We start from the raw sequence: 24,663 nt of genomic DNA on the forward strand, positions 1-24,663 counted from the left end.
CGGCACCCGGCGGTGAGCACCGTCGGCTCAGGGGGCCGTCCAGCGGTAGGTGGGTGTGGTCAGCTGGCTGGTCTGCGTGGTGGGCTGGTAGTTGAAGGAGTACGACAGCGTCTTCCCGGAGGGCACCGACACAGGCAGTTCCCATCGGTTGTCCGCCTGATCAAAAGTCAGGAAGTAGTTCTGCTGGGCGCCTTGATCGATGCGGTACTGCACGGTGACGAAGGTGGCCTTGAAACCCCTGGGGGCGAACCAGACGGATGTGCCGGACACCCCCTGGGTGAAGCCGTTCTCTCCGGGGTCGGTGGGGGTGGGCGTCGGAGTGGGGGTCGGCGTCGGGGTAGCAGTCGGGGTCGGGGTGGGGCCGGGGCCCGAGGCGCCGTTGGTCCAGATCGGCTTCTTGATCTCGCTCACGAAAGCGGCCAGCACGGTGGGGTCCGCCTGGACGCGCGAGTCACCCCAGTTGCCGTTGGCGCACCCGGGCCCGCCCGCCTGGGCTCCGGCCGCGCACTGCCACTGCGTCTGGGCGTCCCAGTTGGTGTTGATGTAGGCGGCGGAGCGGATGACGTCCTTGTTGCGGTCGACCCAGTCGAAGTAGCCCGCGTGCCAGCCGTCCCAGATGGCCTGGCCGCTGGACGGCGCAGGGCTGTTGCGGAAGATGCAGCTCGACGTCTTGGCCCCCGTCCTCGCGCCCTGGGGTGCGGCCTCGGAGACCATGGCCGGCTTGCCGTGACCGCGGGCGAAGTCCAGGACCCTGTTCTGCAGCCCGACCGGGTCGGTGTCGTGCGAGCCGCAGCCCCACTGGGTCTGTACGGAGCGGGAGTTGTAGAAGGACGAGAGGCCGACCCAGTCGACGTACTGGTCACCGGGGTACCAGGCGTTCAGGTGGCCGGGATCGGTGACGATGTAGTTCCACTCGGGGTGGTCGGTGCTGGTGTTGACCGGCCATGCGGCGCTCTGCCAGACGGTGGCGACCCTGGTGGCCCCGAGTGCGTCGATGCGGCCCTTGATGTAGCGGAATGCGTCCTTGTAGAACTCTGAGCTGTAACAGTTCCAGGGGCCGTCGAACTCGTAGCCGATACGGAGCAGGATGTCGCGGTCGTAGCTCTTGAACCGCGTGATCATTTCGTCGACCTTGGCGCGGTAGCGCGTGATCAGGCTGGGGTTCCCCGCGGTCACGTCGGCGTCGTCGCGTCCGATGATGGCGCGCAGCGGCTGGTTGTTGCAGCCCGAGGTGGCGTCGGAGAGGTAGAGCCCGACGGCGACGGCCGCTCCGGGGTACTCCCGCATCGTCCGCGCGAAGTCGACGGTTCCCGCGCCCCAGTCGGCCGGACCGTTCATGCCCGCCAGCGGCTCCGGCGTACCCCCGAGGACCAGGTTGGTGTACAGGGTCACGCCGCCCGGAGCCGGTGCGCCCAGGGAGGACTTGGCCAGCACGTCGGTGCGGTAGTCGGAGAGGGTGTCGCTGTCCTGGCCCATGACGAGCATGACCTTGCCGTCGGCGGGGACACCCCGTCCGGTGACGGAGGCTGCCGTGGTACCCGCCTCCGCCGACGAGCTCAGTCCGGCGAGGGCGATCAGAGCGGTGGCGGCGACGGCCGCCCCCGCCGTTCTTCGGACGTGGCGGTGTCCCGTGTACCTCATGGGTGTCTCCGGTCTCTACGGGGAGGGGCCCACCGGCGGTCGCCGCGGGGCGTTCGCATGGTGGGGGCGTGTGAGGGGCGCGGTCAACACCGCGCGAAAGTTTCGTAGTCCGTCGCAGCTCAGCGCGTCGACGTTACGAAACATCAAAGTGGCTTCAGTCGTTAAGAGTTCATCGGTGCAGGTCAGTGGTGTCCGTGTCCGACAGGAGAGCCACATCGGAAGATTCCCGGAAATCGGATCGTGATCCAACGATAAGTTTCGCGAAACTATTGACAGGGGTTTCGGGTGGACCGCACCGTGGTCGCACTCATCCAGCTCCCCTGTCCGGAGGACCACCATGGGCCGTACGCGTGCCCGCAGAACCGTCGCCGCGCTCGCCGCCGCCACCGCTCTCGTCTCCCTGTCCGCCTGCGGCTCCGACTCCGACGAGGCGGGCGGGAAGACCACCCTCACCGTCGCGACCTTCAGCGACTTCGGCTACAAGCCGCTCATCAAGGAATACGAGCGCACCCACCCCGACATCGTGGTCAAGGAGCGCATCTCCCAGTTCGACCAGCACCACAACCAGCTGTCGACCCAGATCTCCTCCGGCAGCGGCGCGGCCGACGTGGTCGCCATCGAGGAGGGCTACCTCCCCAAGTTCCGTTCGGTGAAGGACAAGTTCACCAATCTCGCCGACCACGGTGCGATGGACCGCAAGGACGAGTACCTGGGCTGGAAGTGGGAGCAGGGGACGCTCGGCACATCCGACTTCGTCATGGGCTACGGAACGGACGTCGGAAGCCTCGCCATCTGCTACCGCAAGGACCTGTTCGCCGAAGCCGGCCTGCCGACCGACCGGACCGAGGTCGCGAAGCTCTGGCCCACCTGGGACGACTACTTCGCCACCGGCGAGCGGTTCCAGGCGAAGGTGAAGGACAAGGCATGGTTCGACAGTTCGGGCAACATCTTCACGGCGATGATGAACCAGACCGAGTTCGGCTTCTTCGACGCGCAGGACGAGTACATCGGGAACAGCAACCCGAAGGTGCGGGAGTTCTTCACGGCCACGGCCAGGGCCACGGCGGACAAGCAGTCGGCGAACCTCCAGCCCTTCAGTCAGCAGTGGAACGCGGGCATCAAGCTCGGCCGCATGGCGACCATGACCTGTCCCGCCTGGATGACCGGACAGATCAAGACGGCTGCGGGAGAGGCGAACGCCGGCAAGTGGGACATCGCCCCAGTCCCGGGCGGCGGCGGCAACTGGGGCGGGTCCTTCCTGACCGTGCCCAAGCAGAGCAAGCACGTCGAGGAGGCCGCCGAGCTGGCCGACTTCCTGACGTCGGCCGACTCGCAGAAGAAGATCTTCACCGGCCCCGTGGGCGCGCTGCCCTCGCTCGTGACCGTCCTGGACGACGCCGAGGTGAAGGGCGCCACGCAGGAGTACTTCAACGGCGCGCCGACCGGTGAGCTCTTCGCCGCGTCCGCCAAGAGCCTGAAGCCCAACTACCGCGGAACGAAGGACCAGCAGGCCCGCATCCCGTTCGGCAACGCGCTGCAGCTGGTCGAACAGGGCAAGGCCGACCCCGGCAAGGCCTGGGACAAGGCGATCGAGGAAGCGGCCAAGAACCTCCGCTGAGAGCCCCCAGTCCCACCCCGGACACCGTCCCGCGCACGGCCCGGCCGCCCTCCCGGCCGGGCCCGCGCACCGACCTTCCACACCACTCGGAGAACCGGCATGGCGCTCCAGGCCACCGACCCCAGCACCTCACGCACCCTCGCGACACCCGGCCGCCCGCCCAGGCTGCGCATGGAGCGGCACCTGCTGCCCTACCTCTTCATCGCCCCGTTCTTCGTCGTCTTCGGGGTCTTCGGGCTCTACCCGCTGCTCCAGACCTTCTGGGTGTCGCTCCACGACTGGGACCGGCTCGCCGGCCCGGGGGAGTGGGTCGGGTTCGACAACTTCAGCCGGCTGCTGTCGGACTCGGACTTCTACACGGCCACGTACAACACACTCAGCATCTTCCTGCTCTCCACGGCACCGCAGCTCGTCGCCGCCCTCGGACTGGCGTGGCTGCTCGACCGGCATCTGCGGGCCACCAGCGTGTGGCGTGCGCTGGTGCTCGTGCCGCAGTACGTGTCCGTGGTGGCCGTCGCCCTCGTCTTCTCCCAGCTCTTCGGACGGGACTTCGGCATCGTCAACTGGGCCCTGGAGGGCCTGGGAATCATCAGCGATCCGGTCGACTGGACCGCCGACACGTGGAGTTCGCACCTCGCGATCAGCTTCATGGTCATGTGGCGCTGGACCGGCTACAACGCGCTGATCTTCCTCGCCGCCATGCAGGCGGTGCCCAGGGACCTCTACGAATCCGCCCAGATCGACGGCGCCGGACGCCTCCTGACCCTCCGTAAGGTCACCCTGCCCTCCATCCGCCCCACCATCGTTTTCACCGTGGTGATCTCCACCATCGGTGGACTGCAGCTCTTCGCGGAACCCTTCCTGTTCGACCAGCAGGGCAACGCGGAGGGAGGCGCCGAGCACCAGTTCCAGACGCTGACGCTGATGCTCTACAAATACGGATTCATCAACAACGACGCCGGCTACGCCTCGGCCGTCTCATGGGTGCTCTTCCTCGTCATCGCGGTCATCGCCGCGGTCAACTTCCTGCTCGCACGTCGCTCCGACCGCGGCTGACCCGGGCAACCAGGAGAATCACATGGCCGTCACCACCCCCACCCGGGCGCCCGCCCCGCGCCCCCGGACCCGTACCCGTCGCGAAGGCCGTCCCGCCCCGGCCCACGGTCCGGGGCGGCTGGACAGAGCGGGGCCGTTCGCCTACGCGATCCTGGCCGCCGTCACCGCCGCGTCCGTGTTCCCGCTCTACTGGAGCTTCGTCGTCGCCTCCCACGACGACAACTCCGTACTCGCGGGCACCACCCCGCCACTCGTCCCCGGCGGCCATCTCATCGAGAACATCCAGCGGGTCTTCGAGCTGTCCGCCTTCTGGCAGGCGCTCGGCAACTCCCTCGTCGTCGCCGGGACGACGGCCGTCAGCAACGTCCTGCTCGGCTCCCTGGCCGGCTTCGCCTTCGCCAAACTCAGCTTCCCCGGACGCAACGTCCTGCTCGTCTGTGTGGTCGTCACCGTCATGGTGCCCACGCAGCTCGGCATCATCCCGCTCTACATGCTCGTCACCGACATGGGTCTCTACGGCAAGCTCTCGGCCCTGATCGTGCCCGCTCTCGTCTCCGCCGTCGGCGTGTTCTGGATGCGCCAGGCGGTGGAGGAGAACATCCCGGACGAACTCATCGAGGCGGCCCGCATGGACGGTGCCGGACTGCTGCGGACCTACTGGTACGTCGTGGTGCCCGGTGTCCGCACCACGGCCACCGTGCTCGGCATGTTCACCTTCATGTTCGCCTGGAACGACTACTTCTGGCCCCTCATCGCGCTGCCTCCCGAGAACGGCACCGTACAGATCGCCCTCAACCAGCTGGCCGCGGGCTACTACACGGACTACACGCTCATGCTGGCCGGCGTCGTCGTCTCCGTGCTGCCCGTTCTCGTCGTCTTCACCGTCCTCGCACGCCGGATCGTCTCCGGCGTCATGGCCGGTGCCGTCAAGGGCTGAGCGAGCCTTCTACTCCCTGGAGAAACCGATGACCGCCGTGCCCACCGCCTCCGACCAGGACCGGCCCCGCCGCCGAAAGCCCGCGGACGAGCTACCCGCGACCATCGCGAACCCGGTGCTCCCCGGCTTCCACCCGGACCCCTCGATCCTGCGCGTCGGAGACGACTACTACATCGCCACCTCCACCTTCGAGTGGCTGCCGGGAGTGGCCGTGCACCACTCCCGCGACCTCGTGAACTGGCGGCCGCTCGGAGGCATCCTGCGTGAGGAACGCACACTCGACCTCACGGGCCGGCCGGACTCCGGAGGAGTCTGGGCCCCGTGCCTCTCCTACGCCGACGGCCTGTTCCACCTCGTGCACAGCGACGTCACGAACCTCTCCGGAGCCTTCAAGGACGTACGCAACCGCGTCATCACCGCCCCCACGATCGACGGGCCGTGGTCGGACCCCGCGCCCTTCCCCTCGCACGGCTTCGACCCCTCCCTCTTCCACGACGACGGGCCGGAGGGAGACGGCCGCAGCTGGGCGCTGTGGATGGAATGGGACCACCGCACCGGACACCACCCCTTCGCCGGCATCCTCCTCCAGGAGTGGGACCGAGTGGAACGGCAGGTCACCGGCCCACTCCACCGCATCTTCGACGGCACATCCCTGGCACACACGGAAGGCCCGCACCTCTACCGCAGAGGCGGCTGGTACTACCTGATAACCGCCGAGGGGGGCACGTCCTGGGACCACGCCGTCACCGTCGCGCGTTCACGGACACCCACAGGGCCCTACGAGGCCGACCCCGACGGACCGCTGCTCACCTCCGCGGGCCACGAGACATGGCCCCTGCAGAAGGCCGGCCACGGCAGCCTCGTCGAGACGCCCGACGGCCAGTGGTACCTCGCGCATCTCACGGCCCGCCCGCTCACGCCCATGGGCCCCTGCGTGCTCGGCCGTGAGACCGCACTCCAGCGCATCGAGTGGAACCCCGACGGCTGGCCCCGGCTCGCCGCCTCCGGCACCGCGGCCGACGCCGGGAGCCTGCCCCGAACCGTCGTGCCCGGGCCCGGCCTGCCACCGGCACCCGTCGACCCCACGCCCGCACTCGACCACTTCGACGGCCCGGACCTGGCCACCCCCTGGTCCACGCTGCGCCGCCACCCCGACCCGACCTGGCTGAGCCTCGCGGAACGCCCGGGACACCTGCGGCTGCGCGGCGGCCAGTCCCTCGGTTCCACCCACGGCCAGAGCCTGGTGGCACGCAGGCAGCAGGCGATGTCCTTCGACTTCACCGCGCGACTGGACGCCGAGCCCCGGTCGCCGCTCCAGATGGCGGGCATCGTCCACTACTACAACTCGACTCTCTGGCACTACCTGCACCTCACCCGGGACGAGCGGCTGGGCCGGGTGCTCCGCGTGGGACTGTGCGACCACGGCAGGTACACCGAGCCCGTGCCGGCTGTCGTCGTGCCCGACGGCCCGGTCGATCTGCGCCTCGCGGTCCGCACGGCGCAGGCGCACTTCGCGTGGCGGGCCGCCGACGCGTCCGCCTGGCGCGGCATCGGACCCGACCTCGACGTCACCCGCCTCTCCGACGAGAGCGCCACCCAGGGCGACCCGGTCACCGGGCACTTCACCTCGTGGGGCTTCACCGGCGCCTTCGCCGGACTGTGCGTCCAGGACCTCACCGGTGCCGCGCTGCCCGCCGACTTCGCCTGGGCTGAATACCGGGAGACGGACTCCGGCCACCAGGTGGAGGGGTGAGAGCGGTGCAGGGATCGTGGCAGACTCGGCGGTCACTGCCCCGGAAGGGTTCAGTGCGGACTTCTCAGCGGAACGGACACCTCGGATGACCTCGGACACGGCCCACAGCCCGGGCAGGGTCACCCTGAACATGATCGCGTCCGAGGCCGGGGTCTCCGTCTCCACCGTCTCCAAAGTGCTCAACGGCCGTTCCGACGTGTCCGCGGACACCAAGGAGCGCGTCGAGTCGGTCATGGACCACCTCGGGTACCAGCGCCGTCCCGCCCGCAGACGCGGGGCCGTCATCGACCTCGTCCTCAACGAACTCGACAGCCTCTGGTCCGTGGAGATCATCCGCGGAGTCGACGAGGTGCTCCACGAGGCGGGCGCGAGCATGGTGCTCTCCGCCGTCCACGGGCGGAGCTCCGACACCCGCGAATGGATCGACCAACTGGCCGCCCGCCGCAGCAACGGGGCGATCCTGGTCGTCTCCGACCTCACCCAGCAGCAGCGCAAGCGGCTCACCGCGCTGGACGTGCCCTTCGTCCTGCTCGATCCCGTGGGCAGCGTCGACGCGCTCGTCCCGACGGTCGGGGCGACGAACTGGGCCGGGGCCGTCAGCGCCACCGAGCATCTCATCGGGCTCGGCCACACCCGCATCGCGCACCTCGCGGGACCGCGCCAGGTGCTGTGCAGCCGGGCCCGCGCGGACGGCTTCCGGGCCACGATGGAGCAGGCGGGACTGCCCATGCCCGCGGGCTGGGTGCCGCACGGGGAGTTCAACGACGCCTCGGGCCGCGCCGAGACGGCCCGGCTGCTCGACGGCCTGGAGGCATCGGGCGAGGCGCCGCCCACCGCCGTGTTCGCTGCCAGCGACCTCCAGGCGCTCGGCGCGTTCGAGGTACTGCGGGACCGCGGCCGTGCCATCCCGTCGGACATCAGCATCGTCGGCTTCGACGACCTCCCGGTCGCCCGCTGGACACACCCGCCCCTCACGACCGTCCGGCAGCCCCTCTTCGAGATGGCCTCGGTGGCCGCGAACACGCTGCTCCGGGTGATCGACGGCGAACCGGCGGACCAGTTCCGGCTGGAACTCGCCACACAGCTGGTGGTACGCGGCAGCACGGCACCCCCGCCGGGGAGCGCCGCGCCGTCCGTATGAGGGCCCGGGACGTGGGGCCGGGACCGGCCGGCCCCACGTCTCACGCGGCCTGAATCACCGCCCGTACACCTGGAACTCGTACAGCGAGACGCCGTACGGTGTCGCGCGGGTCTGCCCCAGCACCCGCACGTAGCGGCCGCTGCCGGACACGTCGAGAGTGTCCGTGCCTCCGTCGCCGGTCGTCGTGGAGTACAGGTCCGTCCACGTTCCGAAGGCCGGGTCGTCCGACACCTGGACGCGGTAGCCCCGGGCGTACGCGGCCTCCCAGTCGAGCACGACCCGGGTGAGTGTCCTCCGGGCCCCCAGATCGACGTTGATCCACTGGTTGTCCTGGAAGGCGCTGCTCCAGCGGGTCGAGCGGTCGCCGTCCACCGCCTGGCCGGGCGAGTTGGCGCCGTTCTCGGACGAGGAGGCCCACGCGCTCCGGCCCTGGGACAGCAGCGTGCCGTCACCGCTGCCGGCCGTGGTGCTCACAGCGAGGGCCGCCGAGGCCGCCGACGCGTTCCCGGCGACGTCCCGTGCCCTGACGGTGTAGCTGTACGCCGTCGCGGCCGCAAGTCCGGTGTCCGTGTACGCCGTTCCGGTCGTGGTCCCGACGGCCACGCCGTTGCGCAGCACGGTGTAGCCGGCGACTCCGCTTCCGCCTGCGTCGTCACTGGAGGCGTTCCAGCCTTCGGCAAGTGCCTGGAGGTGGCGGGCGGAGCGGGCGCCACGGCCAACGGCAGCGGCGTCGGCCTGTGGGACTGCTGGGGCGGTGCCAACCAGAAGTGGACCATGGGTGGCGACGGCACGCTGCGCAACCCCAACTCCGGCCGGTGTCTGGAGGCCGCGGGGCAGGGCACCGGAAACGGCACCCGGATCCAGATCTGGGACTGCTGGGGCGGCGAGAACATGAAGTGGGACGTCAGGTGACCCCGCGCAGCGGAATGCGGCTCACCGCGCTGACAGCCGCCGCCGTGCTCGCAGTGACCCTTTCCGGCCCCGCGGGCGGCCGGCACCTCGACGCCCGCAACGCGGCGGCGGAGACCGAGGTGATCACGGTCGACACCGGGCAGCAGTCGGGCCCGCTGAAGAAGGCGGGGCTGGGCACGCTCTTCGGAGTCGCGACGACCCCCGACACCCCCGCCGCGCTCGCCGACGGGTCGCAGGTGCTGCTCTCCCAGCACCAGAGCCGTGACGGTGACACCTCCTATCCGAGCTCGACCGAGGCCGTCGCCGCGAAGCTGCGTGGCACGGGCGTGAAGATGGTCGCCCGCTACAACGACCTCATGGGCGGATGGCCGTACGTCTGGAAGGGCCTCGACGACTGGATGGGCAAGGTCGACAGCGCCACCCGTTCCATCCAGAAGTACAAGGACGTACTGCACTCCGTGGCGCCGCTCAACGAACCCGACAACAAGCTCGGTCCGCAGGCCGGCAGTCCGTTCATGACCGACCCCCGGGTACCCGGCGGAACGTACGACGCCAAGGTCAACTGGCTGTGGACCGAGACCGTCCGCCGGATCCGTGCCCTCGACTCCTCGGTGAAGGTCATGGGCCCCAACTACGAGCACTACAACCCCTGGGAGGCCGCGGACCGGCAGCCCCGGATGCGTGACTTCCTCGTCAACGCGAAGAACACGGGGACACTGCCGGACATCATCGGCTGGCACAGCCTCGGCCCCAGCCCCGGGGACGTACCGGAGTCACTGACCCGCTACTACAGGCCGCTGGAGAAGGAGCTCGGCATCTCGCCGCGCCCGGTGATGATCGAGGAGTACGGCCCGGGTAACGGCGAGTTCGAGGGTGTGCCGGGCACGATGATCAAGCACTGGGCCGAGTTCGCCCGCTACGGGGTCGACTCGGCGGCCATGGGCATCTACACCAATCCCGGGCTGCTCGAAAACACTCTGCGGCGGACCTCGGACGGACTGCGGCCCAACGGCGGCTGGTTCACGATGAACTGGTTCCGCGAGATGCGGGGGACTCAGCTCGCCGTCAGCCGCTGGGACACCCGCCACTACCAGGCGTCCGACGGGGTCGCCTCGTGGGACCCGGCCTCGCGCACCGTGACGGTCCTGGCGGGCGGCGACGACGGGGACGTCGACGTGAGGCTGCTCGGACTGGCGGCCCGGGGTCTCGGACCGCAGGTCAGGGTGCGCGTCGACTACGCCTTGTGGACCACCGACCCGCTCGCCGCCGACCGGAGGCCGGACCGCGCGGGCGATCCGCAGAGCGCCCCGTACAACGTCTACGACAAGGTGCTCACCCTGGACGGAGGCGGTCATCTGACCGTCCCCGTCCGCCGGATGGAACGCCTCAACGGCTACCGGATCACGGTCCAGCCGGTCTCCGCGCCGTCCGTCCATCCCGGCAAGTACGAGGCCGAGGACGCGAGGGGCACCAGCATCGTGCCGCACCTGGGAAGTGACACGGCGCCGGCCTCGGGGCGGGGCTACGTCGGGGGCATCGACCGTGCGGACAGCGCCGTCAGCTTCACCGTCGACGTGGCCGAGACGGGCATCCACGTGATGACCGTGCGCTACGCCAACGGGACCACCGGGCAGGCGAGTCACAGCGTCACCGTCGGTGGTGAGCGCCAGGGCGACGTGGAGTACGCGCCCACCGGGGGCTGGGCGAACAGCACGATGCGCACCACGACCGCACACGTCGTGCTGAAGGCGGGCGCCAACACCGTCACCCTCGCCAAGGGCGCCGGTTACGCGGAACTGGACTTCATCGAGGTACGCCCCGACACCCACCGCTACGAAGCCGAGAACGCCGCGGTCACGGACGCCGCCCTGCGGCACTTCCAGTGGAACGAGTTCCCCGACTACGTCGGAGGGATCGACCGCCCCACCAGCGCCGTGGAGTTCGCGGTGGACGCGCCCAGAGCCGGGGCGTATCTGCTGGACGTCGGTTATGCCAACGGCCTGGCGGGCGTGGCCGACCACGTCGTCACCGTGGACGGCACCGAGGCCGGCCGCATCAGCTACCCGTCCACCGGGGCGTGGCTCGGCACCGACAAGCAGGACGCGGTGGAAAGGGTCGCCTCGGTGCGGGTCACGCTGCGCGAGGGTACGAACCACGTCCGACTGACAGGAGGGCAGGGTTACGCGGAGCTCGACTGGGCTTCTCTGAGGCTGACCTGACGTTATGTCATACCACCGGAGCCGTGGAACCGGAGGGCCCTGCGAGCAGGTGGGGGCAGCGAGTGCGCCGCAGATGTTGACATGCTCAGGGCTAGTCTCGATGCTGTTACCGCGTGCCCTTCCATCGATGTAAACGTCGGGGTCGGGACAGAGCCACGCCTGACGGCGGCCCTGTCCCGACTCCGGCGCGTCCTGCCCGGATACCACTCCCGGATCCCGGGGGCAGGAGTCCGCCCGGCGCCCAGGAGGCGGCGGTCAACCAGGGAACGAGGCCATGAAACTCTCTCGCTGTCTTTCCGGCGTCGCGGCACTCGCGCTGTCCGCCGTCGCCGCCACAGTGATGTCCGTATCGTCCGCCGGCCCGGCCCGGGCCGAGCAGACCGGTCTGCGGGCCGCGGATCCGAGTGCGCTCAGAGTGGGCGGCACCTACCTATCGGTGCAGTCGACCGGCGGCGGGATCGCGGTACGGCAGGCGTCCTCCACCGGAGGGCTCGCTTCGGCGTCCCCGCGGCAGGTGTGGTCGGACGCGCGCAACCTCGGCGAGGTCTGGGCCCCGGAGATCGTGGTGGACGGCGGCCGGTACTACATCTACTTCTCGGCCGGCCGGGGCTCCGCCCACCGGATGTACGTGATCAGCTCCGGCGCCCCGGACAGCGGCTACGGCACCGAGTCGAAGCCCGCTCTGCCGGACGACAAGTGGGCCATCGACGGCAGTCTGTTCACCTTCAACGGTCAGCGCTGGTTCGTCTGGTCCGGATGGGCCGGCGACACGAACGTCGAGCAGAACCTCTACGTCGCGCGGATGAGCAGCCCGACCACGCCGACGGGTGGCCGCTCCGTCATCTCGCAGCCGCGGGAGGGCTGGGAGCGGGTCGTCGGCAACCCGTTCATCAACGAGGGGCCCGAGCCCATCAAGGACCCCAACGGCCAACTGCACATCGTCTACTCCGCCAACGGCAGCTGGAGCGACCAGTACTGTCTGGCCGATCTGCGGCTGCGGGCGGGAGGGGACCCGGCGTACGTCTGGGACTGGTACAAGTCCAACGGATGCCTGTTCGGCTCCAACCGCGCGACGATGATGGCGGGCTGGGACCCCACCCTGCACGTCAACGGCCCGGGTCACCACACCTTCGTCCTGCTCAACGGTGACGTCAACACGAGCCCGCCCGCCGGCCCGAAGTTCCCGTCGATGTTCCACGCGGTGCCGAAGGGGACCCCGTACGCCTGGGAGAACCGCTACTGGTACACGGGCACCTTCGCCTGGTGGGGCAACACCACCTACAGCCGATCCAATGTCCCGGGTCCGAACACGGACACCGGATGGAGCCTCAAGTTCTTCGAGTAGGAGGCCGGCTCCAACGGGCCCGCTGCCCCGGTCCGGCGGCGGTGGCGCGAGGGACCGGGGCCCCGCCCCGGTGCCGAGGCGTTCGGACCCATGGCCCGGCGTCGTGGCGGCGCGGGCGGAGATTTGCCGTGGAGGGCCGCCACCTCGCAGGCTGTCCGTTCCTGATCCCTCCTGACGGGCAGTCGGTAGGGGGACAGCAGCAGTCAGCCGAGGGAAGGAACCCGCCCCGTGTCCACCGGACTCTCAGACGACCTCAAGAAGCTCATCGACGACACCCCCGTCTTCGCCACCCTGGCCACGATCCAGCCGGACGGCAGTCCCCAGCTGTCGGTCACCTGGCTCGGCCGGGACGGGGACGACCTCCTGGTCTCCACGACGGCCGGCCGCCGGAAGGAGAGGAACCTGCGCGCGGATGCCCGTGTCAGCGTGATGATCAACCCGCCGAACGCGCCCTACACCTATGCCGAGGTGCGGGGCTCTGCCGTCCTGAGCACGGAGGGCGGACAGGAGCTGATCGACGTGCTCTCGCGGAAGTACACGGGCAAGGCCTACGCCGACTTCAACCCGAATTCGAGCGAGGACGCCGAGCGGGTCGTCGTCCGCATCACCCCGCGCAAGGTGGTGGGCTCGATCTGACGCCACCGGCCGTCGCGCACGACGCGCCGTTCCCATGCCCGGCCGCCCGGCGCCGCTCCCGCCCCATGGGCGCTGGTGCGGCGCCCGTCGCCGGTTCGGTGGCGTCCCGTTCCGCGTGCTCGCCGCAGATCCGGCCCCTCTTGCCCGGCGGGCCGGCGGCGCTCTACCTTACTCCGAAGTAAGTTTACTTCAGGGTAAGGGGGTTGTTCCGGTGGCCTATCGGACTGTCATGGTCGGCACGGACGGATCGGAGTCGTCGTTGGCGGCGGTCGAGGGCGCTGCCCGGCTGGCCGCCGTGTGCGAGGCCGAACTCGTCATCGCCTGCGCGTACATGCCCATGCGTGGGCCCGAACTAGCGCTGGCGCAGGACCAACTGGGCGCCGAGGCGTACCAGGTGGTGGGCTCGGCGCCCGCTGAGGACACCCTGCGCGTCGCCAGGGACCGGGCTCGCGGCCAGGGCGCGGTGACCGTGCGATCGGTCGCCGTGCAGGACGAACCGGTCGCCGCCCTCACACGGATCGCCCGGGAGACCTCGGCCGATCTCCTGGTCGTCGGCAACCGCGGACTGCGCTCGCTCGCGGGGCGCATCCTCGGCTCCGTACCCGCCGGCATCGCCAGGAAAGCGGGCCTCGACGTGCTGATCGTGCACACCACGTGAGTGCGCCGGAGGACGTACCCGCCTCGCCCGGCGAACCGCACCTGACCGTAGAGAAGGTCCTGCTCGGCGGTGCGCGCGTCTGGACGAGGCGGGACGTCGTCGAGCGGTCCGGGGTCGGGCCCGGACGCACCGTGCAGATCTGGCGTGCGCTCGGCTTCCCGGTGGTCGACGACGACGCGAAGGTGTTCACCGACGCCGACGTCGACGCCCTGCGTGCTGGGGAGCGGCTGATCGAGGCCGGACTCATGACCGAGGAGAGCGAGACGATGATGGCCCGGGCCCTGGGACACCATCTGTCCCGGCTCGCCGAATGGCAGGTACTCGCCCTCCGGTCCTGGGTGAACCGCGAGGCAGGCGACCCCGCCGACGCGAACGCGTGGCCGGCCCGCGCGGGAGAGTTGCTTCCGGAGCTCGAACTGCTCCAACGGCATGTATGGCGCCGGCACCTCGCGGCGTACGCCGGACAGGTGCTCGCGGCGGCGGAGGAGGACGAGCCGGCCGGCCGGGGGGCCGGGCCGGGAGACCCGGGGGAGGCCGGGGTCGCGCCGTCCAGGGAGGACGCCGACGTGCGCGACCGGGCGGTGGGCTTCACGGACATGGTCGGCTACACGCGCATGACCCGTGGACTGGACAGCGGCGCACTCGTCCGGGTGCTCGACCGCTTCGAGAGCCTGACGGGTGATGTCGTCGCCGAAGGGCACGGGCGGGTGGTGAAGACCATCGGCGACGAAGTGCTGTTCGTCTGCGAGTCCGCCTCCGCCGCCGCGGACATCGCCCTGGAACTCACCGCGCGCGCCGAAGCCGAGAACGGCCTGCCGCAGATGCGGACCGGACTGGCGCACGGTGCCGTCCTCGGCCGCTACGGCGACGTGTACGGGGCGGCGGTGAACATCGCGGCGCGCCTCACCGCCGTGGCCCGACCCGGCACCGTCCTGGTGGACACCGCGTTCGCCGGTGAACTCGCCGGAATGACGGCGTACGCGCTCAAGGGCCTCCGCCCCGTGTCGGTGCGTGGGTACAGCAGGCTGCGTCCGGTGGTGCTGCGGCCCGCCTCAAAGCGCTGAAGGGCTGTCCCGTGACCACACACCGAACCACTGCTCGGCGCCGTACTCCTCGAACCGCTCCACCTCGGTGAACCCCAGCTTCGCCGCGAGGCGCATCGCGCGGTCGTTGGCTGTTCGTGTGGAGAGCACCAACGGTTCGCCCGGAAGGGATGCGGCGAACCATTCGAGTGCGGAAGCGCACGCCTCGGAGGCGTAGCCGCGTCCCCACGCCTCCGGGAGGAACAGGAAGCCGAGCTCGGCCTCCTGGGCCTCCGGACGGACGTGGCCCCGACGTTGCGCGTCGCGCCGATCGAACGTGATCATGCCGATCATCACTCCGTCCAGATCGACCACGAAGAAACCGGGGCGCCGGCCGGGTACCGCGGGCACCGCACCGTCGAGGTCGTCACGCCGTCGTGGGCCACCGATGTACGTGCCCACCTCGGGCGAGGCGAACAGTTCGATGAACGCCGCACGGTCCCGGGCTTCGGACGCGCGCAGCACGAGCCGCTCGGTGCGCCTCGCGGCGGGCGGCCAGGCGACGGATCCCGGTGCAGTCATGCCGGGCAAGGTATCGCACGCTCTGGCGCACATCTCCCACACGGAGCAGAGGGGAGCGTCCGAGGTCCGAGGGCGAACTGGCCGCCCTGTGCCGGGGCGGTGCCACGGTCGACCGTCGGCGGCACTCTGCGAGGTACGCCGCCCGGGCCCGGAAGGGGTGCGCCAGACGCATGGGCGTCAGGGCGCGCCCGGCCCTGCCCGGGCCGACTTCAGATCCAGGCAGGTGTGTCGGCGGCACGGGCGCCGTGACCACCGTGCGGAAGGATCTCCTTGATGCGGGCGAGATCGTCCTGGGTCAGTTCGATGCCGACGGCGGCAATGTTCTGCGCCACTCGGCCGGGGTTGCGGCTGCCCGGGATGGGGACGACGTGCTGTCCCTGTGCCAGGACCCACGCCAGAGCCAGCTCGGACATGGTGACGCCCTTGGAGACGGCGAATTCGGTCAGCCGGGCGACCGCCTCCACGTTCTTCTCGAAGTTGCCCTCCTCCCACCAGGGGAAGGCGCCCGATCCGGAATGACGGGCATCGGTGACGTCGTACTGGCCGGCCGGCTTGACCGCGCCCGTCAGGAACCCCCGGGCGAGCGGCGAGTAGGCGACCAGCCCGATGCCGAGCTCGTCCAGCGTCGGGAACAACTGCTCCACCTCCCGCGCGAAAAGGGAGTACTCGGTCTGCAGTACGGAGATGGGGTGGACGGTGTGAGCCAGGCGCAGCGTCTCGGGTCCCGCCTCGCTGAGGCCGAGGTACTTGACCTTGCCCGCGTCGACGAACTCGCTCATGGTGCCCACGACGTCCTCGATCGGGACCGCCGGGTCGACCCGGTGCTGGTAGAGGACGTCGATGTGGTCTACACCCAGGTGACGGAGGCTGTTGTCCACGACCTCACGGATGTGGTCGGGGCGGCTGTCGTACCCGTAGTCGCGGGTGAAGCCGAACTTCGTCGCGATGACGACGTCGTCACGGAACGGCCTGACCGCGCGGCCGACGACCCTCTCGTTCGCGCCCCAGCCGTAGAGCTCGGCGGTGTCGAAGAAGGTCACCCCCAGCTCGTGGGCGTGCCGGATGGCGGCGACGCCTTCCTCCTCGTCGGCCGGACCGTAGGCCAGGTTGATGCCCATGGATCCGTATCCCATCGCGGAGACGGTCAGGCCCTGCCGGCCGAGGGTGCGCTCGCGCATGGTGTTCCTCCTGCTGATCGACTGCTTTTCGCGCTCATGGCGCGCTCTTGGCTCTCGTGGCGCTTTTCGTACTCATCGACTCGTGCTCATCGACGAATACTGTCACTGTACGTCAAAGCTGTCAGAGGCTGCCAAGGTCGGCAATGTATGCTGCATATATGGGGCTGAGGGAGCAGACGCGCAGCGCCGTGCGCGGTGCCATCGCTGAGCACGCGCTGGTGCTCTTCGACGAGAAGGGCTTCGACGCGACGACCGTCGAGGACATCGCCGTCGCGGCCGGTATCTCCAGCCGTAGCTTCTTCCGCTATTTCGCCACGAAGGAAGACGCCGTCATCCCGGACCCGGCCGCTCCGGGCCTGCTCGTGCGTGACGCCCTCGCCGACCGCCCTGCGGACGAAGCTCCGTGGCCCGCCATGCGGGCGGCCCTGCAGCCGATCGTGGAACTGGCGGACGAGGACCCGCTTCGTACCCTCCGTGCGATGCGGGTGATCGTCAGCACCGCGTCGCTGCGCGCCCGCAACCTCGAGAAGCACATCGTGTGGGCGGACATGATCACCCCCCTCATGGTGGCCCGCCTCGGTGATCCGCCCCGAGGCGACGTGCTCGCGCAGGCCGTCGTCGCCGCCGCGTTCACGTGTCTCGACGTCGCTTTCGCGGGCTGGGTCGCCGAGAACGGCTCGGGCGGCTTCGGGGAGGTCCTGGACCTGGCCTTCGCCGGAGTGCACTCCTGATCGAGGCCTGGCCCGCGAGGTCCGAGGGCGCAGCCGGCTCCCGATGCATCACGGTTGAGTCGTGTGCCGGAACTGTGGCTTCCATCACGGCCGATGCGATCTTGTCCTGGTGAGATCACCGGATGCTCGGTTTCCTCGTCAGGCTCCTTCCCTTCTGGATCCGTGAGCCCCTTTTCATCCTCGTCGGCTCCGTCTTCGGCGTACGCATCATGTACCTCGCCCTCCACGACGGTGAATGGATCCCGGCCGCAATCGGCACGGCGTTCCTGGTGGCCACCGCGGTGCGCGTACACACGGTGGTCCGGGCCCTGCGCGCTCGCCGGAGCCCGAGTCCGGCGGCCTTCGCACACGGGCCGGTGCCCGACACCGCTGCCCAGCCGCAGACTCAGGCCGGCCAGCTTCCTGCCCCGGTTGTTCCGACTGCTCCGGCGAAGGAACCCAACGCATGGGGCCAGGCCGTCGCGGCCGTGGCCCTGTTCGCGGTCCTCGGAGTCGTGCTGTGGCTGGGCCCGAGCCTGGTGCCCACCGACGACGGCAGCACGCAGCAGGCCGCCTCGTGCGCGAGCGGGGAAAGCGAGAAGTTGCCGAGTGCCTACACGAAGACACCCCGGGCCGTCACCGGCGACGAGCTGTGCAAGGCGCTCAACAGGCCCGACCTGGCCCGGCTCCTGGGAACGCCCGCAGAGATCGCGACCGTTGCGTCGGGCACCAGCAACACCGCTCTCCTGACCGGGGGGAAGGTCGCCCAACCGGAGGCCGAGGTCCAGTTCGACACCTTCACCGTGAACGTCTCGGCCACGTACAACAAGCTGTCGATCGCCCAGTACGTGAAGCTGATGAAGTTCGGGGAGGAGACGGACGTCAAGACGCTCTCGGTCGTCGGCCGGCCCGCGGTCCTCTTCTCGGATCACACCATGAAGATCGAGATCAACCTCGGGAGCAGTGGATCCGGCGGGCCCGTCGAGCAGGGCCCCTCGGCCAGAACGCTGTCCGTGGCCTTCGACGGCAAGGACAGCGGCGGCTACTACGAGATCACCGTGTGGAGCGAGTCCGGAGCCTTCCCGGATGACAGCGCGCTACTCGACATCGCTGAGACGGTCCTGCCGACGATACCCGAACGGGCGGTGTGACAAGGCATTTGAGAAAGAGCCGGACTCGGTGAGCACGGGTCCGCGCCCGATACCACTCGGTGTCGGGCGGCTGCCGCGCCGTGCCGGCTGGGCCAGAAGTGGAGGAGTGCGAGCGCCACTTCACAGATTGGTGACAGGCCATCAGCCATGACCCAGCTTCCCGATCACCTCGGGCGTGCGTTCCCGGTCGAACGACCACTGTTGAGCGATATCCGGACCGGGTTCAATCCGCATCGATATCAGACAGGTCTGGCCCCGCCACTTACATGGCGGGGCCAGACCTCGACATCTTCATCAGCCTTCTAGCTGAACCACGCCGAGCAGGTGTCCGTGTAGTGCGGCCACCCGACCCACGACCAGTAGTGCCCGCAGATCTGCCATGAGGCAATGTCGGCGTTGAAGGTCTTGGACTTGGCGGTACCGCCATCAGTCGACACGGTGGTCTGAGTGCCGTCCGTCAGCCTCACGTTGAGGTCGGCCCAGCTCCAGTCGTCGTTGGCCCAGACCCAGCCCCAGCTGGCCCCGCTGCCCGGGCAGTTGTCGACCTGTACGGCGGCGGTGTTGTTGTTGAAGTAGTACTTGCCACCACAGATCGCGGCACCCTGAGACGCGGCGCTTGCAGGAGAGGCCACGGCCGTGGTCAGAGCGCCGAGCGAGAGAGCGATGGCTGCTCCCGTTCCGACAAGGCGCCCACGACGCTTCCCGGACTTACGACCAGTCAGAACCTGCACCAGACTTCCATTCTATCCATTGACTGCACAAGTATATGTTGTTGCGGACGCAAGAATATGTGTTTTGGTCTGGATGTCAACCTGCGGCTCCGCAATTCCTCCTCCCTCCTCTTTGGCCTGCTCCTGGCCCTGTAACGGGAATGCCGACCTCGGGTCCCGGCATGGCGGTGACCCCTGGTGCATTCGATGAGCTGGGGGTGCCGCCTGTCCCTGGAGGTGCCGTCATGGACGCTGATGCGAGATACATCCACCGCCCGTCCGACGCAATGCCGGGCACTCGTGGGATCGAATGAAGGTTGCTCTGAACCCGGGCAGGCAGTTGGGCGATGTCTCGGCGGGATCTGTTGGGTGTTCGGTTGTCCGACCGCCTTGTGTCCGATGGCTTGCCGGAACGTGACGCTCCGCTGTGGTCGGCCCGGACGCCGCGTGCGCACACTCCCGGGGCGGTTGCCGACCGATGGTCGTGCTGCTCCGCCGGGCATCGTTCACATGCTCCGCATGAACGCGAACTGGCGGCGCGTACCCGCAACTCGTCGGGTGCAGTGGGGTGGAGGACCGGCGTCGTCTGCGTGGCTGGACCGAGGTCGGAGCATGGCCCCGCCTGGACGAAGCCTTGTCGGGCAGCCTTCGTGGAGACGGGCTGCGGGAGAGGGGCGTCGCCGCGATCGGCCTCCACCGGTTCGAACGACTCCGCATCCGCAGCGAGATGTGTGCCGACTCCTCCCTTGTGCCGCGCCAACTCTCCGACAGATACGCTCGCTTGGGATGATCCAAGACCTCACTACGGAGCGATCGACAAGACCCGGTGGTCAGCGGCCTGCGGGGATGCCCGTCAACCCGGCACGACGTTCGAGGTACGCCCCGGCTTCTCTCCGTCGTGACGCGCCTGACGTATCTCGTGGGTATCGCGCAGGCAGAGGGCGACGACGGGCAACTCGGCCGGATTGACACCTGTGGCGGTGAGTTGTCCCCTCCGGCAGACACTGCCGTCGAGGTGATGGCCTCTCCCTTGGGGCGGCCCGTTCAGCGACGTGGGTCGTACGTTACGCCCAGAGTGGCTGCTGGTTCAAGATCTTACTTTTCTCCTTCGGAGGTGGTCGGATTCGTCCAATCGTCAACTCTGGAGGCAAGGTGCGACGTCCTACAACTCAGAGATACGCAGCTTCTGTTGCCGCTGTGCTTGTCGCCGCCCTGATCCCCCCTGCGACCGCCTACGCAGCCCCTGCCCCCCGTGCCGTCGCGGTTTCTGAGGGAGACGGCGGCCCCAGGAGTGCGCCGATCACGGTGACCCTGATTACCGGTGACAAGGTGACGTTGTCCCGGGCCGACGGGAACAGTTCCTCGGTGGACGTGGAGCGCGCACCGGGAGCCAGGGGAGCGGTGCGCGTCGCCACCGAAGGGGGTGACACCTTCGTGTACCCCGATGAGGCCATGCCCTACATCGCCTCAGGCCGACTCGACAGGCAACTCTTCAACATCACACAGCTGGTGGCCCAGGGCTACGATGACGCCCACACCGGAGTGCTCCCTCTGATCATCACCCGCTCCGAGGGTGCGTCCGCTCGCAGGACGGGCGCGTCCGACGAGGACTCGCTCTCCACCGCCGCACTGCCGGGAATGAAGACCACCCTGGGCCTTCCGTCCGTCCGCGGAGCGGCAGTCGAGGCCAAACGGTCGAAGGCCGCTGCCTTCTGGTCAGCCCTCAGCGGACGGAACGCCTCGCGTGCAACGGTGAGTTCCGGTCTCAGCCCGGACGGCGACGCGGCCGCCCCGTCCTTCACCGGCGGTGTAGACGAAGTGTGGCTCGACGGCAAGGCGGAGGCCGCACTGGCGGAAACCACGGCGCAGGTCGGTGCCCCGCAGGCATGGAAGGCCGGGGGCACGGGCGCCGGGGTGCGGGTCGCAGTGCTGGACTCAGGCGCGGACACCACCCACCCGGACCTTGCCGAGCGCATCGTGGCAACCCGCAGTTTCGTCGACGGCGAGGACGTCATCGACCGGAACGGCCATGGAACGCACACCGCCTCCACCGTCGCCGGCACCGGCGCTGCCTCCCACGGTACGGAGCGGGGGGTGGCTCCCGACGCGGATCTGCTGGTGGGCAAGGTCCTCGGCGACAACGGATCGGGCCCCGTCTCCGGCATCATCGCCGGCATGGAGTGGGCGGTGCGGACCGAGCACGCCAAAGTGATCAACATGAGTCTGGGCACTCCGGCGTGGCACACACAGGACGATCCCCTGAGCCAGGCGGTCAACCAGCTGAGCGCCGAGACGGGTGCGCTCTTCGTCATCGCCGCGGGCAACTCCGGCAACAGCCCTCACAGTGTGAGTGCGCCGGGAACCGCGGACGCCGCACTCACCGTCGGCGCGGTCGACTCTTCCGACCAGCTCGCAGGCTTCTCCAGTACCGGGCCCCGCATGATGGACGACGGCCTCAAGCCGGATCTGACAGCCCCCGGTGTGGACGTGCTGGCGGCGCGTTCGCAGTACATGTACGGAGGGGGTGAGGGGTACTACCGCCCGGAGAGCGGCACCTCCATGGCTGCTCCCCATGTCGCCGGGGCGGCGGCCCTGCTGGCTCAGAAGCATCCGAAGTGGAGCGGGCAGCAGATCAAGGACACGCTGATGAGCACCAGCGCGGCGACGCCCTCCTATACCCCCTACGAGGCCGGCACCGGTCGACTGGACGTCGCCGCCGCCTACTCGGGAGGCCAGGTCATCGCGAGCGGTTCGGTGGACGCGGGACTCGTGCGATGGTCGGCCGATCAGAAGCGGAAGCCCGTCAAACGGAAGATCACCTACACCAACACCACGGACCGTCCCGTTACGTTGCAGCTCTCGGTGGACCGCGGCCACTCGCCCGCGGGGGTGTTCACCTCGGCATCGGATCGCGTCACGGTGCCCGCGCGAGGAGCCTCGACGGTCGACCTGGTGGCGGACCCCGGAGGCCTTGCGCCGGGCCAGTACGCGGCCCAGGTGACCGCACGCTCCGCGGCCGGTGCCGTGCGTACAGCCGTGGGTCTCTCCGTAGAGTCCGAGAAGTACGACCTGACCGTCCGCCTCAAGGACCGGTCCGGCAAGCCCGTCAGTGGCGAGGTCGAGATCACGGGTGCGGACGGGAAGACCACCATCATGTGGGTCCCTGACGGCAGGCTCACCAGCCGATGGGCGCCCGGCTCCTACACCGTGGTCTCCACGCTGGACGTGGAAGGCCGCCACGGTGCCCACTCCCTCGGATACGCGGTACTGACCGTTCCCGAAATCGATCTGAGGTCCGACCGGCAGGTGGATCTCGACGCCTCGCGCATCCGCCAGGTCAAAGTGGAGACTCCCAGGCCGACGACGGTCACCACCAGCAGGATCGACCTCTTCCGCTCCTTCACCTCCCGTGAGCCCACTCCCAACGACGGGCAGGCCCTGCACCAGATCCTCCTGCCGTCCGCCGAGTACGACAGCCTCTGGGCGCTTCCGTCCAAGAACAAGGTGAGGAACGGCAGCTTCGTCTTCACCACCCGCATCCGTGCCAAGCAGACCCCGCTGAAGATCACGTACGGCGGACACAGCCTCGACCACACCCTGCTGGTGCAACCGGGGTCCGCTCAGCTCCGGGACGGAACCGCGCACGTCGACGCCGTCTTCGCCGGAGTCGGCGAGCCCACCGACTATGCGGGCCTGTCCGCCCGCGGCAAGGTGGTGGTCGTTCGCAGGGGCGGCGCGTTGTCCCCGACAGGCCAGGCGGCCGCGGCACACGCCGCGGGTGCGGCCATGCTCCTGGTGGTCAATGACGGCGACGGCCGCAGCAGCGACTGGTACGGCGACGCCGATGGAGCGTCGACCGGACCTGTCCCGGTCGCATCGCTGACCCTTGACGAGGGCGAGGACCTGATCAAGCGGATCAGATCTGCCGGAAAGTCCTGGGCCGGACTCACCGTTGAAGCCCATTCCACCCCGCGATACTTGTACGACCTGGTCGACTACCACCATGGAGGCGTGCCGGACGACCCCTCCGCGGCGACGGATCCCGGCAGTCTCGCCCGCATCGACAACGACTTCGCCCCGCCCGCCGGGAAGCAGGTCAGGGAGAGCCGGGAGGACAGCCCGCCGTACGAGTACTGGCCCGCTGCGTATCCCTACGCGGGGTACGGGATGACGCGCGTTCCGCCCTTCCCGAGGGAGCCCGTCGCCGCGGGACACCGTACCGACTGGGTCTCCGCGGGCAACGGCGTCAAGTGGCAGCAGTACGCGTCCATCGACGGCTGGTCCACCTTCACCGACGTCGTGAGCTACCGTCCGGGAAGCGTGCAGAGCGAACACTGGTTCGGCCCCATCACCCGGCCGCGCATGGTGAGCTTCGAGGTCCCACACCGTGTCGGCAACGCCATGGGGGGAATGATCGCCGGATTCGGGGACGGGGGATCCGCCCACAGCGGTGACACCGCCATGATGGCGCGGAGCTTCTCGCTCTACCAAGCGGACAAGCTCATAGCGCAGAACGGGGCGCGGCCCGATTTCGGAGTAGGTGACCTGGAGTCGCGGACGCTCCCGTACCGGCTTGTCGTCGACACGAAGAACAACACCGGCTTCATTCCGTACTCCACCACCACGCGCACCGAGTGGAGCTTCCTCTCCGGCGCCGCCGACGACCAGGCCATCCCACTGGCTCAACTCGACTACGGGACGGAGCTGAACCCCGCGGGACGCGCTGAGCACAAGTCAGCCCTCTCCATCACGCCAGTCGTCCCGGGAAGCGACGACGCGATGGACGCGGTCTCCTCCCTCGAACTAGAGGTCTCCTACGACGACGGGGTGACCTGGCGGCCGCAGAGCCTGAAGGAACACAAGGGCACCTGGCACACGACCGTGGTCGCGCCCTCCAAGGCGGACTACGTGTCCATCCGGGCCACCGCCAAGCAGCGCAACGGCGGGGGCGTCACCCAGACCATCACCCGGGCCTTCGGTCTCGAGTGACCGTCAGGAGCAGCCGTCGTCCCTGGCTCCCCGACGCATCGGACACCGGCTGCTCCGCCAGATCTCCCCTGGTCCGGTCGTTGCGATCCGTGGCGCACGGCGTGCGTACAGCCGTCCCGGCGGGCTGTGCAGTCGAAGCGTCCGGAAGAGATCATCTTCAACGGATTCGCTCGCAGGTCAGACGCCTCGCAGCGGGGTGTCGGCATTTGATATGCGGATACGACAGCACCCCGTCCGACCCGGCGCTCAGCGGATCGGACGGGGTGCTGCGGCGACCCCGGGAAGCTCGTGCCGTGGCATCTGCACTTCACGGAGGGTGTGGGGTGCCGGGGGCGATCCGGCACGGCGGCGATCCGTACAACCATGGCTCGCGCCCCGGACCCTGAGGCCGGGAAGTCTCCATGG

The 24,663-nt window shown here is 69.2% G+C and carries 19 protein-coding genes; 14 read left to right on the forward strand and 5 right to left on the reverse strand.

Annotation, left to right across the window (positions count from 1 at the left end):
• Positions 1–27: 27 nt before the first annotated feature.
• Positions 28–1,641, reverse strand: a complete 1,614-nt coding sequence (locus ACFYY2_RS01095) for an endo-1,3-beta-xylanase (protein ID WP_388735308.1) — start codon at positions 1,639–1,641, stop codon at positions 28–30.
• Positions 1,642–1,978: 337 nt separating this feature from the next.
• On the opposite strand from ACFYY2_RS01095, the gene ACFYY2_RS01100 reads away from it, so the two are divergent.
• The 5 genes from ACFYY2_RS01100 to ACFYY2_RS01120 all read left to right on the forward strand — a co-directional run bounded on the left by ACFYY2_RS01100 (position 1,979) and on the right by ACFYY2_RS01120 (position 8,146).
• Positions 1,979–3,259, forward strand: coding sequence for an extracellular solute-binding protein (locus ACFYY2_RS01100; protein WP_388735310.1), 1,281 nt, complete (start codon positions 1,979–1,981; stop codon positions 3,257–3,259).
• A gap of 99 nt (positions 3,260–3,358) precedes the next feature.
• Positions 3,359–4,315, forward strand: a complete 957-nt coding sequence (locus ACFYY2_RS01105) for a carbohydrate ABC transporter permease (protein WP_388735313.1) — start codon at positions 3,359–3,361, stop codon at positions 4,313–4,315.
• Between the two features lie 22 nt (positions 4,316–4,337).
• Positions 4,338–5,252, forward strand: a complete 915-nt coding sequence (locus tag ACFYY2_RS01110) for a carbohydrate ABC transporter permease (RefSeq protein WP_388735316.1) — start codon at positions 4,338–4,340, stop codon at positions 5,250–5,252.
• A 28-nt stretch (positions 5,253–5,280) separates the two neighbouring features.
• Positions 5,281–7,005: a glycoside hydrolase family 43 protein gene (locus ACFYY2_RS01115; RefSeq protein ID WP_388735318.1), complete on the forward strand. Its 1,725-nt coding sequence runs from the start codon at positions 5,281–5,283 to the stop codon at positions 7,003–7,005.
• Positions 7,006–7,090: 85 nt separating this feature from the next.
• Positions 7,091–8,146 carry a LacI family DNA-binding transcriptional regulator gene (locus ACFYY2_RS01120; protein WP_388735321.1) on the forward strand — a complete coding sequence of 352 codons (1,056 nt, stop codon included), beginning with the start codon at positions 7,091–7,093 and terminating at the stop codon, positions 8,144–8,146.
• 54 nt (positions 8,147–8,200) lie between these two features.
• Here ACFYY2_RS01120 and ACFYY2_RS01125 read toward each other — a convergent pair whose 3' ends face one another.
• A complete protein-coding gene (locus tag ACFYY2_RS01125; RefSeq protein ID WP_388735323.1) occupies positions 8,201–8,764 on the reverse strand; it encodes a discoidin domain-containing protein in 564 nt (187 codons plus the stop codon).
• Positions 8,765–8,830: 66 nt separating this feature from the next.
• Between ACFYY2_RS01125 and ACFYY2_RS01130 the strand changes: the two genes are divergently transcribed.
• From ACFYY2_RS01130 to ACFYY2_RS01155, 6 genes are all read left to right on the forward strand, one after another.
• Positions 8,831–9,058, forward strand: a complete 228-nt coding sequence (locus tag ACFYY2_RS01130) for an RICIN domain-containing protein (protein ID WP_388736769.1) — start codon at positions 8,831–8,833, stop codon at positions 9,056–9,058.
• Positions 9,043–11,277, forward strand: coding sequence for a CBM35 domain-containing protein (locus tag ACFYY2_RS01135; RefSeq protein WP_388735325.1), 2,235 nt, complete (start codon positions 9,043–9,045; stop codon positions 11,275–11,277). Before ACFYY2_RS01130 ends, ACFYY2_RS01135 begins: the two co-directional genes overlap by 16 nt.
• A gap of 274 nt (positions 11,278–11,551) precedes the next feature.
• Positions 11,552–12,622, forward strand: coding sequence for a glycoside hydrolase family 43 protein (locus ACFYY2_RS01140; protein ID WP_388735327.1), 1,071 nt, complete (start codon positions 11,552–11,554; stop codon positions 12,620–12,622).
• A 228-nt stretch (positions 12,623–12,850) separates the two neighbouring features.
• Positions 12,851–13,258: a PPOX class F420-dependent oxidoreductase gene (locus tag ACFYY2_RS01145; RefSeq protein ID WP_388735330.1), complete on the forward strand. Its 408-nt coding sequence runs from the start codon at positions 12,851–12,853 to the stop codon at positions 13,256–13,258.
• A 229-nt stretch (positions 13,259–13,487) separates the two neighbouring features.
• Positions 13,488–13,916, forward strand: coding sequence for a universal stress protein (locus tag ACFYY2_RS01150; protein WP_388736772.1), 429 nt, complete (start codon positions 13,488–13,490; stop codon positions 13,914–13,916).
• Complete coding sequence (locus tag ACFYY2_RS01155) at positions 13,913–14,980, forward strand: adenylate/guanylate cyclase domain-containing protein (protein ID WP_388735333.1); 1,068 nt, start codon at positions 13,913–13,915, stop codon at positions 14,978–14,980. Before ACFYY2_RS01150 ends, ACFYY2_RS01155 begins: the two co-directional genes overlap by 4 nt.
• On the opposite strand, the gene ACFYY2_RS01160 is transcribed toward ACFYY2_RS01155, so the two are convergent.
• Positions 14,969–15,520, reverse strand: a complete 552-nt coding sequence (locus ACFYY2_RS01160) for a GNAT family N-acetyltransferase (RefSeq protein WP_388735336.1) — start codon at positions 15,518–15,520, stop codon at positions 14,969–14,971. The two genes, ACFYY2_RS01155 and ACFYY2_RS01160, sit on opposite strands and share 12 nt — an antisense overlap.
• Before the next feature lie 209 nt (positions 15,521–15,729).
• Positions 15,730–16,698 (reverse strand): aldo/keto reductase, encoded by a 969-nt coding sequence (locus ACFYY2_RS01165; RefSeq protein ID WP_388735338.1) that lies wholly within the window; start codon positions 16,696–16,698, stop codon positions 15,730–15,732.
• Positions 16,699–16,856: 158 nt separating this feature from the next.
• On the opposite strand from ACFYY2_RS01165, the gene ACFYY2_RS01170 reads away from it, so the two are divergent.
• Positions 16,857–17,429: a TetR family transcriptional regulator gene (locus ACFYY2_RS01170; protein ID WP_388735340.1), complete on the forward strand. Its 573-nt coding sequence runs from the start codon at positions 16,857–16,859 to the stop codon at positions 17,427–17,429.
• A gap of 122 nt (positions 17,430–17,551) precedes the next feature.
• A complete protein-coding gene (locus tag ACFYY2_RS01175) occupies positions 17,552–18,559 on the forward strand; it encodes a DUF6215 domain-containing protein (protein ID WP_388735343.1) in 1,008 nt (335 codons plus the stop codon).
• Between the two features lie 302 nt (positions 18,560–18,861).
• Here ACFYY2_RS01175 and ACFYY2_RS01180 read toward each other — a convergent pair whose 3' ends face one another.
• Positions 18,862–19,191, reverse strand: a complete 330-nt coding sequence (locus ACFYY2_RS01180) for a hypothetical protein (protein ID WP_388735347.1) — start codon at positions 19,189–19,191, stop codon at positions 18,862–18,864.
• Between the two features lie 1,383 nt (positions 19,192–20,574).
• Here ACFYY2_RS01180 and ACFYY2_RS01185 point away from each other — a divergent pair.
• Positions 20,575–24,258: a S8 family serine peptidase gene (locus ACFYY2_RS01185; protein ID WP_388735349.1), complete on the forward strand. Its 3,684-nt coding sequence runs from the start codon at positions 20,575–20,577 to the stop codon at positions 24,256–24,258.
• The last annotated feature ends 405 nt before the right edge of the window (positions 24,259–24,663 follow it).

Origin of the sequence: Streptomyces sp. NPDC001822, from assembly GCF_042892135.1 — a bacterium.
Lineage (GTDB): Bacteria > Actinomycetota > Actinomycetes > Streptomycetales > Streptomycetaceae > Streptomyces.

Coding starts and splice junctions, on each gene's coding strand:
- ACFYY2_RS01110 (WP_388735316.1), top strand. CDS start 4,338: ATGGCCGTCACCACCCCCACCCGGGCGCCCGCCCCGCGCCCCCGGACC.
- ACFYY2_RS01115 (WP_388735318.1), top strand. CDS start 5,281: ATGACCGCCGTGCCCACCGCCTCCGACCAGGACCGGCCCCGCCGCCGA.
- ACFYY2_RS01170 (WP_388735340.1), top strand. CDS start 16,857: ATGGGGCTGAGGGAGCAGACGCGCAGCGCCGTGCGCGGTGCCATCGCT.
- ACFYY2_RS01175 (WP_388735343.1), top strand. CDS start 17,552: ATGCTCGGTTTCCTCGTCAGGCTCCTTCCCTTCTGGATCCGTGAGCCC.
- ACFYY2_RS01150 (WP_388736772.1), top strand. CDS start 13,488: ATGGTCGGCACGGACGGATCGGAGTCGTCGTTGGCGGCGGTCGAGGGC.
- ACFYY2_RS01120 (WP_388735321.1), top strand. CDS start 7,091: ATGACCTCGGACACGGCCCACAGCCCGGGCAGGGTCACCCTGAACATG.
- ACFYY2_RS01095 (WP_388735308.1), bottom strand. CDS start 1,641: ATGAGGTACACGGGACACCGCCACGTCCGAAGAACGGCGGGGGCGGCC.
- ACFYY2_RS01105 (WP_388735313.1), top strand. CDS start 3,359: ATGGCGCTCCAGGCCACCGACCCCAGCACCTCACGCACCCTCGCGACA.
- ACFYY2_RS01140 (WP_388735327.1), top strand. CDS start 11,552: ATGAAACTCTCTCGCTGTCTTTCCGGCGTCGCGGCACTCGCGCTGTCC.
- ACFYY2_RS01160 (WP_388735336.1), bottom strand. CDS start 15,520: ATGACTGCACCGGGATCCGTCGCCTGGCCGCCCGCCGCGAGGCGCACC.
- ACFYY2_RS01165 (WP_388735338.1), bottom strand. CDS start 16,698: ATGCGCGAGCGCACCCTCGGCCGGCAGGGCCTGACCGTCTCCGCGATG.
- ACFYY2_RS01100 (WP_388735310.1), top strand. CDS start 1,979: ATGGGCCGTACGCGTGCCCGCAGAACCGTCGCCGCGCTCGCCGCCGCC.